This is a genomic window from Phormidium tenue FACHB-1052, assembly GCF_014696675.1.
Classification (GTDB): Bacteria; Cyanobacteriota; Cyanobacteriia; order Phormidesmidales; family Phormidesmidaceae; genus Nodosilinea; species Nodosilinea tenuis_A.
This window is the reverse complement of sequence record NZ_JACJQN010000020.1, coordinates 21900-37776: the sequence shown is the minus strand read 5'-3', so window position 1 is coordinate 37776 and position 15877 is coordinate 21900. Positions and strand designations below refer to the sequence as shown.

The window sequence follows — 15877 nt, the reverse complement described above, 5'->3', positions numbered from 1 at the left end:
GCGGTCTAAGCCAGGTTGCGGCGGGAGTTCTCTATACTGAAAGAATGTCTTGAGCGAGCGTAATTCCCCTGTCTGAGCTGCCGTTAATTCACCACGAAACCCTGGAGTTGCTGGAGTGGCCTCGGCTGTGCCAGCACTTGTCTACCTTTGCCGCCACCAAGCGCGGTACCCTGGCAGCCCAGGCGCTAGTCACGCCTGAAACCCAGGCAGCTAGCGTCAACCTGCTAACCCAGACCCAGGAGGCTGACTGGCTGGAGCAACACAACAGCGGCCTTAACTTTGGCGGCATTCGCGATATTGGGTCGGCGGTGGAGCGGGCCTATCGCCAGGGGTTACTCAGCGGCGAGGAGCTGCTGGCCATTGCCACTACCCTCCATGGCGCGCGCCAGCTGCGGCGCACCATTGACGCCCAGCCGCCAGAAGATATCCCGGTTTTGCAGGATTTGGTGGCCGACCTGAGCACCCACCCTGAGCTGGAACAGCAGATTTATCACTGCATTGACGATCGCGGTGATGTCACCGACCGAGCCAGCCCGAAGCTAGGGGAGGTGCGCGATCGCCTCAAATCGACCCGCCAAGATATTCAGCAGCGACTCCAACGAATTTTGCAGCGCCAGTCGGGGGCCATGCAGGAATTGTTGATCACCCAGCGGGGCGATCGCTTTGTGCTGCCCGTCAAAGCGCCTCAAAAAGACGCGGTGCCCGGCATTGTGCACGATGCCTCCGCCAGTGGTGCGACCCTCTACATTGAGCCCCAGGCGGTTGTCGAGCTGGGCAATCGCCTGCGCCAGCTGCTGCGCCAGGAAAAAACCGAGGAAGACATTGTTCTGCGGCAGCTCAGTGACGCGGTGGCGGAGGTCTATGACGACCTAACCCACCTGCTGGCGGTGGTGACCGAGCTAGACCTGGCCCACGCCCGCGCCCGCTACTCCCTGTGGTTAGAGGCCAACCCGCCCCGGTTTATCGAACCCCAGGAGCAAACTACCCTGCGCCAGCTGCGCCACCCGTTACTGATGTGGCAGCAGCGCCACGAGCAGGGGCCTGAAGTGGTGCCGATCAACCTGCTGATTCGCCCCGAGCTGCGGGTGGTAGCCATTACCGGCCCCAACACCGGCGGCAAAACCGTCACCCTCAAAACCCTGGGCTTGGCAGCGCTGATGGCCCGCGCGGGCCTCTATGTACCGGCGCGTGAACCGGTGGAAATTCCCTGGTTTGGGCAGGTGTTGGCCGATATTGGCGACGAGCAGTCGATCGAGCAGAGCTTGTCAACGTTTTCAGGGCATATTCGGCGGATTGGGCGGATTTTGGCCGCACTGAATGGCGGAGAAGATGAGGAAGCACTCAACACTCAACACTCAACACTCAACATTCAACACTCCCAAAGCACCGCCAATGCCCTAGTTCTACTCGACGAAGTGGGCGCAGGTACCGACCCCACAGAGGGTACTGCCTTGGCCATTGCTCTGCTCAAGCACCTGGCCGAGCGGGCGCGGCTGACGATGGCGACGACTCACTACGGCGAGCTGAAGGCGCTGAAGTACCAGGATGGGCGGTTTGAGAATGCTTCGGTGGAGTTTGATGAGGCGTCATTATCGCCGACCTACCGGCTGCTATGGGGCATTCCGGGGCGATCGAATGCGCTGGCCATTGCTCGCCGACTGGGGCTGAATGCTGGGGTGATCGATGCAGCGGCGACCCTCATGGCCACGGGGTCGCAGAATGATGTTAACCAAGTGATTGCTGGGCTAGAGGCTCAACGACGCCAGCAGGAGGAGCGATCGCAGGAAGCCGCCGAACTGCTGGCCGCCACCGAAAGGCTCCACCGGGAGGTGCAGCACAAGGCTGACATGCTGCGCGATCGCGAGCAGGAACTCAAGCTCCAGCAGCAGGCGGCGGTGCAGCAGGCGATCGCCGACGCCAAGCGCGACATTGCCAAGGTGATTCGCCGCTTGCAGCAGGGCGATGCCACCGCTCAAGATGCCCAGCGAGCCACGGAGGCGGTGGATGCGATCGCCCAGTCCCGTCTACCGGCGGCGGCGGCGACGCCAGCGAAACCGGGCTACCGACCGGCGGTGGGCGATCGCGTCCGCATTCCTAGCCTGGGGCAGACTGCCGAGGTGCTGACCGCCCCCGACGACGACCACCGCATCACCGTGCGCTTTGGGCTGATGAAAACCACCGTCAGCCTGGCCGATATCGAGTCGCTGCGGGGCGAAAAGGCGGAGGTGCCGGTCAAGACCAAACCCGTTGACACCGTGCCCGCCGCTCAGGCCGCGCCCCCGGCCCCCGCCATTCGCACCAGCCGTAACACCATCGATCTGCGTGGCATGCGGGTAGCAGAATCAGAGGCAGTGCTGGAGGAGGCGATCGCCCAGGGCAGCGGTGCTCTCTGGATCATCCACGGCCACGGTACCGGCAAGCTCAAGGCGGGGGTGCATGAGTACCTCAAGCGCCACCCGCAGATTCAGCGGCTTGAGCCTGCGGCCCAGGCCGACGGCGGCACTGGGGTAACGGTGGCCTATCTGTAGAGGATAGGCTATCCAAAATTGTGCTTGATTGGTAGACCTGAGAAAGTCAGCACCTAGGTTCAGGATGCTCGATGGGCTGCGGCATTCTGTATCGAAATTGGTAACAGTGCCCTTGGCCTAGGATCGCCGTGGCACAGTGAATGGACAAACTTCTTTAGACGAGTGTGAGGCCCCATGAAAATTAAGTCTTTTGCCCCTAGACGGATGGCGGCGGCGGCGGTGATGTCGGCGACCCTGGTGTCGGGGCTCGGTTTTGTGCCCGTATTTACCCCCACCGCGATTGCCCAGGAGGCGGCTATGAGAACGCTAACCGTAACCGGCCAAGGCGAAGAGTCGGTGCCTACCACCAAGACCCAGGTTGATTTGGGAGTGGATGTGCAGGGCACTGATGCCGAAGCGGTGCAGCGCGAGGTGGCCCAGCGCACGGCGGCGGTGGTTGAACTGCTGCGATCGCGAGGGGTCGAAAAGCTCGAAACCACCGGCATTCAGCTCAGCCCTCGCTACAACTACGAGGATGGCCGCACCGATGTGATCGGCTACAGCGGCAGCAACACCGTCAGCTTTCGGGTGCCCACCGAGAGCGCGGGCTCGTTGCTCGACGATGCGGTGAATGCTGGGGCCAACCAGATTCGCAGCGTTAGCTTTGTGGCCGAAGACGCGGCCCTAGAGGCGGCTCGTCAGCAGGCCTTGCGCGAGGCGGTAGAAGATGCCCAATCCCAAGCGGGGGTGGTGCTGGGGAGCCTGAACCTGCGATCGCAGGAGATCGTCAGCATTCAAATCAACGGGGCTGCTCCGCCCATGCCTGTACCGATGCTGCGGCGAGCTGAGTATGGGGGCATGCAGGCCGACGCCTCGACGCCAGTGGTGGGCGGCGACCAAACGGTACAGGCCCAAGTGACCCTCCAAATTCGCTATTAAGAAACTCGGTTGGGGTGCCTAGAGTGGAGATGGTTTTTGCTGGGGTGGGGCATTCTAAGGGCGTTCCCCTTAACCCCTACAGCAGAGACTATGAAAACTCTTTTTGACCAACTTGGCGGTGCCCCTGCCGTTGACCTAGCAGTCGATAAATTCTACCAGCGGGTCTTACAGGACGATCGCATCAAGCATTTCTTTGCCAATGTCAATATGACCAAACAGCGGGCGCACCAAAAGGCTTTTTTGACCTACGCCTTTGGCGGCACTGATAAGTACGATGGCCGCTACATGCGCGAAGCCCACCAAGAACTAGTCGCCAACCACGGCCTGAACAGCGAACACTTTGATGCTGTTGCCGAAGACCTGATGCTGACTTTAGAAGACATGGGCGTATCTGAGGAACTCAGGTCGCAGGTGGCCGCCATTGCGGCAGCGCCCCAGCATAAGCGAGATGTCCTCAACCAGTAAGCGTATCCTAGATAAAGCGTGTTCTAAAAGGGCACGCTTTTTTGCCGCTTTAGGTCTGATCGTTTGACAATGCCTAAGATTGTTTCAATTCAGGTGGGCTTGCCCCAAACCCTGGGCACCGAAGCCGCTCCCAACCCGATGGATCAGCGCTGGACTACCGGGTTTTTTAAGCAGCCGATCGCAGGTGACGTGTGGCTGAGCTATACCAACCTGGCGGGGGACGGCCAGGCCGATCTAAAAAACCACGGCGGCGTCGATAAGGCGGTATTAGCCTATAGCGCTGAACACTATCCTGACTGGCGATCGCACCTACACAACCCCAATCTACCCTATGGTGGCTTTGGCGAAAATTTCACCGTGGCGGGGCAGACCGAAGCCGATGTCTGCATTGGCGACACCTATGCGATCGGCAGCGCCAGGGTGCAGGTTTCGCAGCCCCGGCAGCCCTGCTGGAAATTGTCTCGCCGCTGGCGAGTGGAGGATCTAGCGCTCCAGGTGAAGGCCAATGGCCGCAGCGGCTGGTATTTTCGAGTGCTAGAAGAGGGTGCGGTGAAGCCGGGGCTAGCAATGGTGCTGTGCGATCGCCCCTACCCCGAATGGACCGTAGCCCACGCCAACCACATCATGCACCACAATCGGGGCGATCGGGCGGCGGCGATCGAGTTGGCTAGTTGCCCTTTACTGTCGCGCAACTGGCAAGAAAAATTGCTCAAACGGGGTGCGCGGTCTTAGCCTCAGCAGACTCTAGCGCACAGACTCTAGCGGGCTGCCGAGACACAATGCGCAGTTCGTGAGGGTAGCGCGGGCGCGGATCATTCACCAGCCAGACCGGCGGCACCATGGTGGCTTCGTAGCCCTCAATTTCATAGAGGATGCCGGGCTGGTCTACCTGCTCGACGAGAGTGCCGGGCAGGTAGTCAAACAGCTCATCCCAGTCGATGGCTGACTCAGGAAAAGATTGGGGATGCATTAGGCGTAAAAGTGGCTTTTGTGCAGTACGGTTTCGCCGTGGTCGGGCACCCAGGCAACCCAGGTATCGGGTGACTCTTGGCATAGCAGCTTGGCCTCGTCAGCGGCATAGGCGCTAGGCGGCTGGGCCAATTTAACCCAGGTGTCGCGAGTGTAGGTAATATGGCAAACAGGCTGCCAGCCAGCAGCGGGCTTGCGGTCAGTTTGAGAATGGACTTGCGGGATCATAAGGTCGTCTCCGAGGGGTTAATGCGGCAACAGACCCGTCTTGGCGCAAAGAACGTTTGTGCGAACAAGAAATAGGTCAGCCAAGCATTTCTGTATTCATTTTTACAAAATTCCCGCGAAATAGAGCGATCTCACCAGATAAGTTCACAAACCCTGACTTAATGGCCGCCGCTTTGCCCGTCGGTGAGCTGAGGTGGGATCCATATTGTTAGAGATTGGAGGAAGGACAATTAGAGCAGTTAGGAGTTGCCCGCCACCCGGCGCGATCGCAGTCAGAACGCCCCCAACCTACTGCCGCTCTAGCCGTTTAGGGTTTAGGGCCAGTCATGAACCGCATACCCTGTGCCTTGCACCTTGAACCCCCACTCACCCATCACCTTTGGCTGGGCTAATTGCTAAGTCCAGTAGAGAATTTTGCCCTGGGGAAACCACCGCGCGATCGCGCCTTCAAAAAAGGTGCGCAGCTCGGTCATGGTGTCTCGGTCGTAGACGTACTTGGTGCCGCCAAACTTGTTGCGCTTGGTGGCGCGGGTTGACTCATTTAGGTCGAGCTTGCTGTTGGGATACCACTGCTCTAACACCCCCTTAGACCCAGGGGTAAACCGATGGGAAATCAGCTCAAAGGTGAGGTCGCAGTCAAAGTCGAGGGCGCTGGCGGCGGCCTCTAGCAGCTGACTATATTCGTCTTGCCAGTGCTCGATGGGCATGATGGGGGCGATTACGAGCCCCACTGGGTAGCCGCCGCCGCCCCGCTCTACCGGCAGGGCCAGCCTGCGAATGGCCTCTAGCCGCTCCGCTACCGAGGCCGTGCCCCCCTCTAGCTGCCGCGAGACTGAGGCGGCATTGATGCTGAAGCGGCAGCGGGTATGGCCGTGGTGGGGCAGGGCTAGCAGGTCGTCTACCTGGTCAAACTTAGACACCCAGCGTAGCTGAGCGCGATCGCGAGTGCCAAAGTAGCGAATACATTCCGCCAAGCTGCCAGTGAGGTGCTCAATGCCCAGAGGGTCGGTGTAGCAGCTGACTTCGTAGGTAGTGAGGCGATCGGGGTGTTCGTAGTGCTTGAGGTTGTCTAAGATCTGCGGCAGGTTGGCATAGGCGCGAATTACGGGCGGCCCCTGGAGACTGCCCGCCAAATAGCAATACTGGCAGTGGGCCGGGCAACCCTGGGCCAGATGAAACTGCCAGTCAGCCGAGGGTGGAATCGGCGTTAGCTTGAGCTGGCTGGCTGGGGCGGTGACTACGGCCAAGGTGCGCTTGGCGATCGCATAGGTCTCGCGCTCAGAGTTCCCCCGCAAGCCGGTTAGCCGGTTGTGTTTGAGATATTCCACTGGCAAATCGAGCGCTTGAACCCGCCCTAGAATTTGCTGTCCCCAAGGCTCGTCCAATGCGGCGGGGGTAAATAAGACCTGCTCGGGTAGCCATCGACGGCGGCGATCGGTGGTGTTGAGGGTAGCTGGTTGGGTGCCCTCAACGGTGGGTGCGGTTGTGATCGATTGGGTCAAAACAATTCGGTAAGAACAACAGGAAATTAGTAACTCCTTTGATCGTAAGGATCCCGTCGGGGTAAAGCATCGTTCCGATCGCAGGTTCTAAGTCGGATTCCTCTCGCCCCTCTGTCCAGATATCCGTATGCCTTTCCCTACACCAGTGAGAAAGCACAGTATCCGCAGGCTCCGCGACGCCATGGGCTCGGTCTGGAGCAAAAGGTGGTCGCGCCCTGGAGTAGTAATGGGTTCAGCCTGTCCGGCACTGGTCAAGGAGCGATCGCAGCGGGCCACCAGCGACTCCATGGAGGGCAATGATTTCTGCGTCTACCTCAGCAATCGACCCCCAGACGGCGATCGCCTCTTGCCTCTATGCCAACACATAGCGACAGGGCACATTCAGGGTAGGGTTTTTGGCGTGGTCGCCCATGATTTTCAGCAGTTGTTTAATGCCTATTCACTATGAGTAAGGGTAGAGCCTAAAACTATTGACCTACTGCCTTTTAAGTCAGAGTAAATAGAGGCAATCTCCATCCAATGGCAAATAGCAGGTTGAGGAAGAAAACATACTATGACGGTATAGGGAATTTAGATTAGGTATCAATCATTTGTGTTGATGCTGAGTCTGCGTTGCTCCATTTCATTACTAGCTATATCTTGAGGTTTCTCCGATGAAAAATAAATCCTTGGCTACTTGGCTGGGTACAGGCGCTCTTGCCGTAAGCCTTGCTGTTTTGCCTTCTATCCTGCCCGCGTCTGCCCAAACCAATACCGGTGGCGACGGCATTGGCACTACTAGCGATGGCATTGACACCACAACTACTACTAACGACAATGACGATGGCTTTGACTGGGGATGGTTAGGTCTTATTGGTCTAGCCGGTCTAGCGGGTCTGAAAGGTCGCGATCGTGAGCACGACAACCGGACTAGCTACGCCGATCGCACAACCACAACTTCTACCAACAATCCCCGTTACTAAAGCAGGAGCCACCACGCTCTAATGCTTAACAAAATAGAAGGGGTCGCTAGCTAGCGACCCCTTCTATTTTTCTGCAAATGTTTGTCGTAAAACTAAACAACCTCCGTTGCTAATAAAGCAACGGAGGTTGTTTACAGAGGGAGTATAACTATCTACTCTTGTCTAGACATCTGAGCACTCTAAGACAAATCAGTTTAACCTAGTTCCGAGACGCAACCGGGTCAGCGATGTACTTGAAGTCAGGCTCAGAATTCCAAGGGCCACGCTCGTCTTTACCGCTGTCGTCAGTAGAGAGATTGTAGTAAAGCTCTACCGTCTCATCGGGCTGAATGTTGCCAAACATTGGATCAGTCAATTTGCCCATGGCATCCAAGGCGTTCATGAACATCTTGGTGTGAGAAATTTCCCGGGTTAGCAGATGGGTGAGGGTTTTCTTAGTACCCTCATCAGTAGCTAGTTTAATCAACGATTCATAGGTTTGGCGAGCGCCAGCTTCCGCCGCAATGTTGGCGCGCAAATCCCTAACGACATCCCCACCTTCGTTGAGGTAGCTGGCTGTCCAGGTGTTGCCCTGGCTGTCGAGGAAGTGAGGCCCCATGCCGCGTACGGCAAAGAGGGTGCTATTGTAGGCTGCGGTTTGGTCAGTATTTTTGGTGTGAATCTCGATAAGTTTGCCCACCATTTCTAAGTGACCAAACTCTTCGACCGCGATGTCTTGGAGCATGTCTTTAATGCTAGGGTCTTCAACGTGGAAGGATTGTACCCAGTATTGAAGAGCAGCCGAGAGTTCGCCAGTAGCTCCGCCAAACTGCTCTAGCAGCAGTTGGGCAAATACGGGATCGGCCTCATTGACCTGAACGGTATGAACAGGATCTTTTTTGTGAAAAAACATAGGTTCCTCTGGTGTTTTGGGGGCGACTACAGGATTAGATTTGTCTCAAAAATAGCGGCTTTCGCTAAAGCTTTGACTTTTTTGAAAGGGTGATTCACAGCAGCATTTGATTAATTTGAATAGCAAGAGATAGTTCGAGCGCTGGTTCCATAGGGGCAGCGCTCAAACAACGCTTTGCTTTCTAAATCTGAGATTCTAGGCTTTGATTTGCTGTTGAAACTCGGCCTAGCTAGAGTTGTTTACCCTTAGGCTCTAATCACTGCGCCTGGTTACACCTTAAGGCCAGACTCAGAAACCCTCCTCTATATATATAGGGAGAAGTTTCGTGTCCAAATATAGAGGTGAGAACTGTCATACTCCTCAGATCGAGCTTAGACAAAATTTGCTGCGGTAATGTCAACCGCATCGGTCAACAATAGCTTTGCCATTGCGTCAAACGAGGTCGCATTTAAGACAAATGTATTGCGCACCTCTACGCCCGTGCCCTGGGCCAAGATGACATCAAAAAAGGTGGCGTTGGTAAGCTTGTCAACCGCCGGGTCAAAGTCCAGCACGGTGGTAAGGCCAGCGCCATCAAACAGACCGAAGGTGTCTATGCCATCCCCGCCGACGGCTGTGTTGTTGCCTGCGCCGCCATCGAGCAAATCATTGCCGCCAAAGCCGAATAGGGTATCGTCGTCGGTGCCCCCCAGCAGGTTGTCATTGCCGTCAGACCCTTCGAAGGTGTTGGTTCCGGCCAGGCTCCGCTGGTCGCCGCTGATGTGGGTAACGCCTGCAAACTCGCCGCTGAAGGTGTTGTTCTCAACGACGATGTCAGCAAATGCTTCCGTCGGCTGGCGATGGTCAAAGGCCACTGCGGCGGCGGCGATCGCATCAAAGCGGTTGCCGCTAATTTCAATATCAGACTGGGTGCCCTGGGCGGGCGTGCCCTCTGCGGCAGCCAGGCGAATGCCGTAGAACGCCTGGGAAAAACTATTGTCAACGATATCCACCGCCGACAGATCGCGATCGTCTAGAGTAACTATGCCGTCGTAGGCTCCAGAAAAGGTGTTGTCGGCAATGGTGACATTCGCAGTGGAACTGGCAGAACCGTCAACGTCTAGAGAGAGCTGGAGGTTGTAGCGGGCGGCGGTAAAAGCCGCTGCTTCATCAGAAAAGTCTGTTACCCCCAGATCGACAACGTTGCCGATAACTTCGACATTTTGAGAATTATCGATCTGAATGCCCCGCCGACCTAGAGCAGCGGCATCGTCATGAACTGCGACATTGTCGGCAATCAGCAGGCCATCAACATTGTCAATTCGCATAATTGAGGCGTCGTTGCCCGTGATGCCCTCGAAGGAGTTGTCTGTGATCGACCAGTTAGCACCGCCAGCTATGCCCCCACCGGTGCCAAAGCCGTTGGTGATAAAGGTTTGATTGTTGTTGCTCAACCCGACAAAATCGTTGAAGGCAATCGTAATGTTGTTGAAATTAACGCTGCTGTCGCTGCCTCCGCGAATGGCCGCCGTATCGTTAGTGAACTCAAAACCTAGAATAGAAATATCGTCGTCGGCTAGGGTAAACGAACCCTCAAGAATTGATTCGGCTCCGCGAGCCGCATCGTTGCCCGCCAGGCCAAAATTGGCCCCGATCAGAGTTAATGACTTGTCGAGGGTGACGTCTTCGTTGTAGGTGCCGGCGGCGGCTAGCAGCGTGTAGCCATCGGCGGTGGCATCGACTGCCGCCTGAATGCTGCTAAAACCACCCACCAGGTTATTGTCTGCATCAAACAGCTGTAGGCGCGATCGCACCCCGCCTCCGTTTAACCCGGCCACCAGCGTAATGTCGGGGTCAGACTTGCCGATCGACAGGGGGCGATCGAACAGATCGCCTAGCAGATTGGTATGGTGGGTTTCGTTGAAATTGACTACGCCCTGACCATCGGCGCTATCGACCGTGTCGGTGTTGAGGAGACTCACAATGCGGATAGCATCGATCGCGTCTCCGGCGGCTAAGCCAAAGTCGCTTAAATCAAAGGCCGTAGCAAAGAGCCCGGTGCCGTCGGCGGGGCCGTTGACGGCGGTTTCGTCATAGCTGTCAAAGAACTCATAGCGAAACGGAGTAAACTCTCCGGTTGTGCTGCTACGCACGGCTACGGCGTAGTCTTCAGGTGCTCTAGCAAAGCCGTTCTCGAAGACGACAAAATCATCCCCCGCTTGGTTGACGGGGCCAAGACCAGTATCCCAGGTCAGCTCAATGGTTGAGCGATTGAAAAGGTTGCCCAACGCGATCGATTGCCCATTGCTGCCGCCCACAAGCGAGCCGACTGTATTATCTAAAAGCTCTGGAGATTGCAGCCCAGATCCAAAAAAGAGCGTTCTGGATGCTCCATCGATGATCGAGCCATCGGTGACTAAATCAGTCTCGTCAAAGGTAAAGCCAGCGATCGTAACTGTAGCCATGGCAAATTAAGCCCCTTGGTTAAGCACACCTGCCTTTTATAGTGAGGGATTATCAGAACTTATGTGTAAAGAGAAATAAAGAAAACCTATATCTGACGGAATTAGGCTAAATCAAATAAGCTCCTGCGTGAGTTGAGCTGAAATTCTGAAATTTAATATACATAGTTTTTAATGTTTATACTGAGACGATTCAATTCATCGGGGCAACGCCAAAGTCTCCCAAGCTAACTAGATTTAGCTTGGGAGACTTTGATGCTGGCATTTGTAGAATGAAAAGCGCTTTGGCGGAGCCAGCAAAGGCTTTGCCAATATCACCTCACCAGTCGCTTAGCTCTTATTTTCCCAGCCACCCTCGCGGGGGATAGTTGGGTAAAAAGCGCTGTAGGCTTAGGCCGTTACAGGGGGTTGACCGAGAGCCTGTTGAGCCTGACGCACTTCGTCCTGACTGCCTTTGACAATCAGCCGATACTCGCGGGGCAGACTGGGATTGCCTTTCATTTGCTGACGGGCAGGTTGACTAGCCTGGAGCGTGCGTCCGGCACCGGCACCAAACACACCGCCTGCGATCGCACTAGCAAATACCGCTAGCCGACTGGCCACCGACGCAGGATAGTCACCCGTCACCTGGTAAACAACGATAATGGTGGCAATCAGTCCCAAAATGCCGCCCAGGGTAATCCCCATGAGAAAGCCTGCTTCTCGACCCGTGGTGGTGCCCTGGGCGGCTAACTCAATATCGGCGGGAATGTTGTCATCAATGAGGATTTGCTGCCCATTGAGGCCCGATGCCTGAATCGCCTGTTTGGCTTGATTGGCCTCTTGGCGGCTACTAAATACTGCGATTGTTTCCTGGTTTCGGGTTAGTTGTGCTGTCATCGGAATAGCTCCTTAACTGTAGTTCTACTTGCAAGGCAAACCAGAGTATCGTTTTTTCTCTGGCTTAGTCTTGGCGTTATTCTTATCTCGTATGGTGGCGATCTCGAGGCTGGCTATGCTCTGTAAATAGGTAGACTTAGTTTCCTTCAGAGTTTATTAGTCGAAGGATTTCGGCTCATTTTTGTTTTGGCTGCGATCGCCAAAACCTCTGTGTGAAAGCGACTGTGGGCCACAGCACAGGCCATCCATGGAAGATAAAAAACAGTATTTTCTTAGCTCTTTGAGCCACAAAATTTGCCGATTTGAAAGAGCCTTAATGCCCTTGCGTCATTGGGTAGAAGACTAGCCGCGATAAACCTCTAACCAAGGATGAATAACGGCTGCACAGAAACCGCTTAGGGTGTAGGCATATAGATTGGCCTAGGCATCAGGGTTTAGACGTCTAGGGCAGATTGGGTGATTCGTTTTTAGGAATTTGATTTATGAAAAGCAATGTTGTGTCGAGATGGATGGGTGGCAGTGCGCTGGCGCTAGGCCTGGCGCTGGCTTCGACTACGCTGCCTGTTTCTGCCCAGACAACGACAGAGCCCGTGACGCCCACAACACCTGGCACGGTTGACTCAGCCAACCCCGACGGCACCGCGCCTGGGTCAACGGTGCCGGGCGAAACCTACCCTGACCCTGTGACCCCTGCCGCCCCTGGCACGGTTGACCCAGCTACTCCGGGTACAGTTTCTCCTGACGCGACAGCGCCTAACGATGTCTATGTTGACCCGGTGGCTCCCAACACAACGGCGACAACTACTGAGGACAATGATTCCAATTGGGGTTGGTTGGGCCTCTTAGGTCTGATCGGTCTGGCGGGGCTGGCCAAGCGCGATCGCCCAGCGCCGGTCTACACCTCTGAAGATCGCGTGGTTAACCATACTTCTACCGACCCTCGCATTTGAAGGTAGGTGCCCAGCGCCAGTACCGCTACAGATCACCGTTACTGGCAAAACTGAGCCGATGCCTTGGCATACCGCCTTCGCTGCCCATTGCCTTGGGATCTGAAAAGGCTTAGCCAAGCTGGCACCGACAATAGTTTAACTGCTTAGAAAAGGATGCTGTTTAGCATCCTTTTTTTTGCGTGGCCGCAGGGACGACAGCGACAGACCATTCAATAGCCAAAATTGAGTTAGGGCAGCCTCAACTGCCAAGGTTTCAACAAGGCATCGCTTGCCTTTCTCTTCTTCTATGGCAGGCGATGCCTTGTTCTTCTCAACTGTGTTGAACTAAGCCTTCGTGGCTATAGCGCGCGCAAAAATCGAGATGAGGGCAGGGCTTGACGCAGCGCGTTGATGCCCTCGGCCCCCACCGGCCAGGGGTCGTGGGGCAGCACGGGGGCTGGGTCGGTGGCTCGGTTCACCAGGTCGGCCACGAGGTTGATAACGGCCAAAAGTGGCGGCAGAGTCAGGTAGACCGGCAAAATACGCACCTCAAAAGTGTGTTTGTGGCGGGGGGCGTAGACCATGTTTTTGAGGTTAAAGTCGCAATATTTGGTGAGGGGCAGGGTTTTTAGTCGTTCTCTAGCTTGTTCCCAGGGCAGGTCGCTCCAGTCTGGGTTTTGCACCAGGGTCAGCAGTTCGGCAGGCCAAAGCCCTAGCCGTTGACACCGAGGGTTGCTGCCGACAAGCGACTTTAGGGTGGGGCCAAAGGCCCACAGCAGGTTGACCAGGTTGCGAATTGCCGGGGCCGAGCAGAGGGGGGCCGCGTCAAAATGCAGGTGGGTGGCCCCTTCTACCGGCGCGTAGAAGTTGAGCTGACGGGCAATTTGCAGGTAGGTCTCGACCTGGGGCAGCTGATCGCAGGTGAGGGGTGGGGTGATCAACTCACAGGGGCGTTCTCGCTCGCCGGGTAGTGGGGTGGCAATGGCGATGGGTGGCCCCAGGTCGTCGGATAGCTTGACCATGCCCTTTGGCCCCTGCTGCAACTCCAGGCCCAGGGTCTGGGCGACGGGCTGCAACACCTCGGCCAGAGGTAGGTTGGCATCGCTCAGGCGGTTGACAATTTGCATAAAGCGAATGTCGTCGCCGACGATGCGATACCAGCCGGGCTGGGGTGGGCGGGTGCGATCGCAATCAGCTTGCAGGGTCAGGTCATCAACGCACCAGGCGATCGCCTGGTGCTGGGCATTGTGCACCTCAAAGCCCAAGGTGAGATTTTCGAGTACCGGGGTGCCGACGATCTGGCTGTGTTCTGACTGGGGATAGAACACGCGGCTCACGCTGCCCCCCTGAGCGGCGGCGATCGCCTCAGCCAGAGCCTGGCGGCTAGAGCCTCGGGGGGCCATCAGCTCAATCTCTAGGCCCACTCTGCCCGCTAGGGTCATGGCTTAGGGCTGGGGGGCAGCCAGCTCTAGGGCATAGTCAACCTCATCGGCGTTGCCCATGATCAAGTTGCGCTCAATGCGGAGCTTGGCATCGTAGGGGGTGGCGTCGCCCCAAAACTCGGCCAGGGCAGCGGCGTCATCGTAGGTGTAGCTGGTTTCGCCGTAGAAGCGCAGATCGCTGACGGACTGAAGCGACTCTAGGCGGGCATCGAGCAAAAATTGCTCTAGCAGGGCGACATCGGCTGGCCCCCAGAGAATCTTGCGGCCCATGCGCGCCTTGGCCTCGTCAACATCTTGGCCCCAATAGCTGGCCAGCTGAGCGGCATCCCAGTAGGTGTAGCCGCTGCTAAAAAAGGTGTCTAACTCAGCCTGGGCATAGTTTTGACTGATTTCGCTCTCGTCACACTTGAGCGTGGCTCCAGGCAAAGCGCTGAGGGAGCTTTGGGATCGGCCCGCCGGATCGGCGGCCAGGGCACTGCCGGTGGTGAGAATGCTGGCGATCGCCAGCAGAATAGAGAGATGAAGCGTTTTAGAATAGTTCACAGAGTTTAAGCCACGTTTGCCCCATCATAGGCGGGCGGACGGGGCTATTCGGTGGTTTGTAACGAATGCCGCGTCAGCCTTCATCAAATGAAGTCACGGGGCGCTGCCTGGGCCAGGCGCTAGGGGATGGTGTCGGCCAGCTCGCTGAGCATGTGGGCGGCGATCGCCCCAGGATGGGTCAGCCACACCCGATTGGGCTGGTTGCGCGCCACGCTGGCAATGTGTTGCAGGGCGCGGCGCAGGTGCCGCAGCCGAAAGGGCTGCCCCACCAGGTAGGGGTGCAGGGCAATGCCGTAGACCAGCGGCTGCTGGTGAGACTGCTCTAGCATCTCGTCGAAGTTGTCGATGATCATCTCGGCAAAGTCTTTGGCGCTCACCCGACGCACTGCGATCGCCGGTATGTCATTGATTTCTTGGGGATAGGGCACCGAGAGGATGCGGCCCCGCCGGGTCTGAAACCAAATCGGCTGGTCGTCTTGGCACCAGTCGAGCAGGTAGGTGTAGCCCTCCTCTTGGAGCAGGTCGGGGGTGACGGTGCTCTGGGCAATCCAGGGGCCGAGCCAGCCCTGGGGCCGCTGCCCTTCGTGCTGGGTCAGGGTCTGCGTCGTCTCAGCAATTAGGGCGGCTTCGTCGGCCTCGCTCAGGGTGCTCTGGCGTTCAGAATTGGTGCGACCGTGGGCGACAATCTCATCGTTGCGATCGCGAAAGGCCGCCACCACCGCTGGGCAATAGTCATAGATCGCCGAGTTGACCAGCAGCGCCACCGGCAGCTCTAGCTGATCAACCAGCTCTAGCAGTCGCCAGACGCCCACCCGGTTGCCGTAGTCCCGCCAGGCGTAGTTCAAAACATCGGGCTGAGGGCCACCGGGGGCCAGCTCAGCCCCCAGCCCTTCACCAAAGGCAAAATGCTCTAGGTTGAGCGCGATGTAAACCGCCAGCCGTCGCCCGCCCGGCCAATGGTAGTCGGCCCGCTGCGTGATGGCCGAGTAAGGGTAGCGTCCGTGGTGAGGCAGCGGCAAAGCTTTGGCTCCCATATGTCAGCAAGGGCACGCCTGGAAGGTTAGCAGAAACTCCCCCAAAGTGGGAAAGGGCTGGGCTTTTGTTCTCCCCGGTCCAAGGGAGAGGTTGGAGCATTCCTGGGTGGCATGCAGCCGGGCGCATTGCCTCCGCCCCTGCGGT

At 57.1% G+C, this 15877-nt stretch carries 16 protein-coding genes; 7 read left to right on the top strand and 9 right to left on the bottom strand.

The features are described 5' to 3' along the window. Positions 1-77 precede the first annotated feature (77 nt). The 4 genes from H6G07_RS22295 (at position 78) to H6G07_RS22280 (ending at position 4643) form a co-directional block, all read left to right on the top strand. Positions 78-2528: an endonuclease MutS2 gene (locus H6G07_RS22295; protein ID WP_073610400.1), complete on the top strand. Its 2451-nt coding sequence runs from the start codon at positions 78-80 to the stop codon at positions 2526-2528. 174 nt (positions 2529-2702) lie between these two features. Further along, positions 2703-3446, top strand: coding sequence for an SIMPL domain-containing protein (locus H6G07_RS22290; protein WP_073610399.1), 744 nt, complete (start codon positions 2703-2705; stop codon positions 3444-3446). Between the two features lie 90 nt (positions 3447-3536). After that, positions 3537-3911 (top strand): group I truncated hemoglobin, encoded by a 375-nt coding sequence (locus tag H6G07_RS22285; RefSeq protein ID WP_073610398.1) that lies wholly within the window; start codon positions 3537-3539, stop codon positions 3909-3911. Positions 3912-3980: 69 nt separating this feature from the next. Further along, on the top strand, positions 3981-4643 hold the full coding sequence (locus H6G07_RS22280; RefSeq protein ID WP_073610397.1) for an MOSC domain-containing protein: 663 nt from the start codon (positions 3981-3983) through the stop codon (positions 4641-4643). Here the strand turns inward: H6G07_RS22280 and H6G07_RS22275 are convergent. The 3 genes from H6G07_RS22275 to H6G07_RS22265 form a co-directional block, all read right to left on the bottom strand. Beyond that, a complete protein-coding gene (locus H6G07_RS22275) occupies positions 4621-4881 on the bottom strand; it encodes a hypothetical protein (RefSeq protein WP_073610396.1) in 261 nt (86 codons plus the stop codon). The genes H6G07_RS22280 and H6G07_RS22275 overlap by 23 nt on opposite strands. Next, entirely contained in the window at positions 4881-5108 is a 228-nt protein-coding gene (locus H6G07_RS22270; protein WP_073610395.1) for a hypothetical protein, read from the bottom strand. Before H6G07_RS22270 ends, H6G07_RS22275 begins: the two co-directional genes overlap by 1 nt. Before the next feature lie 395 nt (positions 5109-5503). Continuing rightward, entirely contained in the window at positions 5504-6610 is a 1107-nt protein-coding gene (locus H6G07_RS22265; RefSeq protein ID WP_242026945.1) for a spore photoproduct lyase family protein, read from the bottom strand. Positions 6611-6836: 226 nt separating this feature from the next. Here H6G07_RS22265 and H6G07_RS22260 point away from each other — a divergent pair, with 226 nt between their 5' ends. Then, entirely contained in the window at positions 6837-7058 is a 222-nt protein-coding gene (locus H6G07_RS22260) for a hypothetical protein (protein ID WP_073610394.1), read from the top strand. 205 nt (positions 7059-7263) lie between these two features. Next, positions 7264-7572, top strand: a complete 309-nt coding sequence (locus H6G07_RS22255) for a WGxxGxxG family protein (protein WP_073610393.1) — start codon at positions 7264-7266, stop codon at positions 7570-7572. A 199-nt stretch (positions 7573-7771) separates the two neighbouring features. Here the strand turns inward: H6G07_RS22255 and H6G07_RS22250 are convergent, their stop codons facing one another. From H6G07_RS22250 to H6G07_RS22240, 3 genes are all read right to left on the bottom strand, one after another. Next, positions 7772-8464, bottom strand: coding sequence for a manganese catalase family protein (locus H6G07_RS22250; RefSeq protein WP_073610392.1), 693 nt, complete (start codon positions 8462-8464; stop codon positions 7772-7774). A 371-nt stretch (positions 8465-8835) separates the two neighbouring features. Then, positions 8836-10908: a hypothetical protein gene (locus tag H6G07_RS22245; protein ID WP_073610391.1), complete on the bottom strand. Its 2073-nt coding sequence runs from the start codon at positions 10906-10908 to the stop codon at positions 8836-8838. A 387-nt stretch (positions 10909-11295) separates the two neighbouring features. Next, complete coding sequence (locus H6G07_RS22240) at positions 11296-11784, bottom strand: hypothetical protein (RefSeq protein ID WP_073610390.1); 489 nt, start codon at positions 11782-11784, stop codon at positions 11296-11298. A gap of 482 nt (positions 11785-12266) precedes the next feature. Between H6G07_RS22240 and H6G07_RS22235 the strand changes: the two genes are divergently transcribed. Then, positions 12267-12734 (top strand): WGxxGxxG family protein, encoded by a 468-nt coding sequence (locus H6G07_RS22235; RefSeq protein WP_073610389.1) that lies wholly within the window; start codon positions 12267-12269, stop codon positions 12732-12734. A gap of 338 nt (positions 12735-13072) precedes the next feature. Here the strand turns inward: H6G07_RS22235 and H6G07_RS22230 are convergent, their stop codons facing one another. The 3 genes from H6G07_RS22230 to H6G07_RS22220 form a co-directional block, all read right to left on the bottom strand. Further along, positions 13073-14155: an amidoligase family protein gene (locus H6G07_RS22230; RefSeq protein ID WP_073610388.1), complete on the bottom strand. Its 1083-nt coding sequence runs from the start codon at positions 14153-14155 to the stop codon at positions 13073-13075. Positions 14156-14158: 3 nt separating this feature from the next. Further along, entirely contained in the window at positions 14159-14698 is a 540-nt protein-coding gene (locus H6G07_RS22225) for a hypothetical protein (protein ID WP_199312349.1), read from the bottom strand. Between the two features lie 119 nt (positions 14699-14817). Beyond that, positions 14818-15732 (bottom strand): polysaccharide deacetylase family protein, encoded by a 915-nt coding sequence (locus tag H6G07_RS22220; protein ID WP_073610387.1) that lies wholly within the window; start codon positions 15730-15732, stop codon positions 14818-14820. Between the last annotated feature and the right edge of the window lie 145 nt (positions 15733-15877).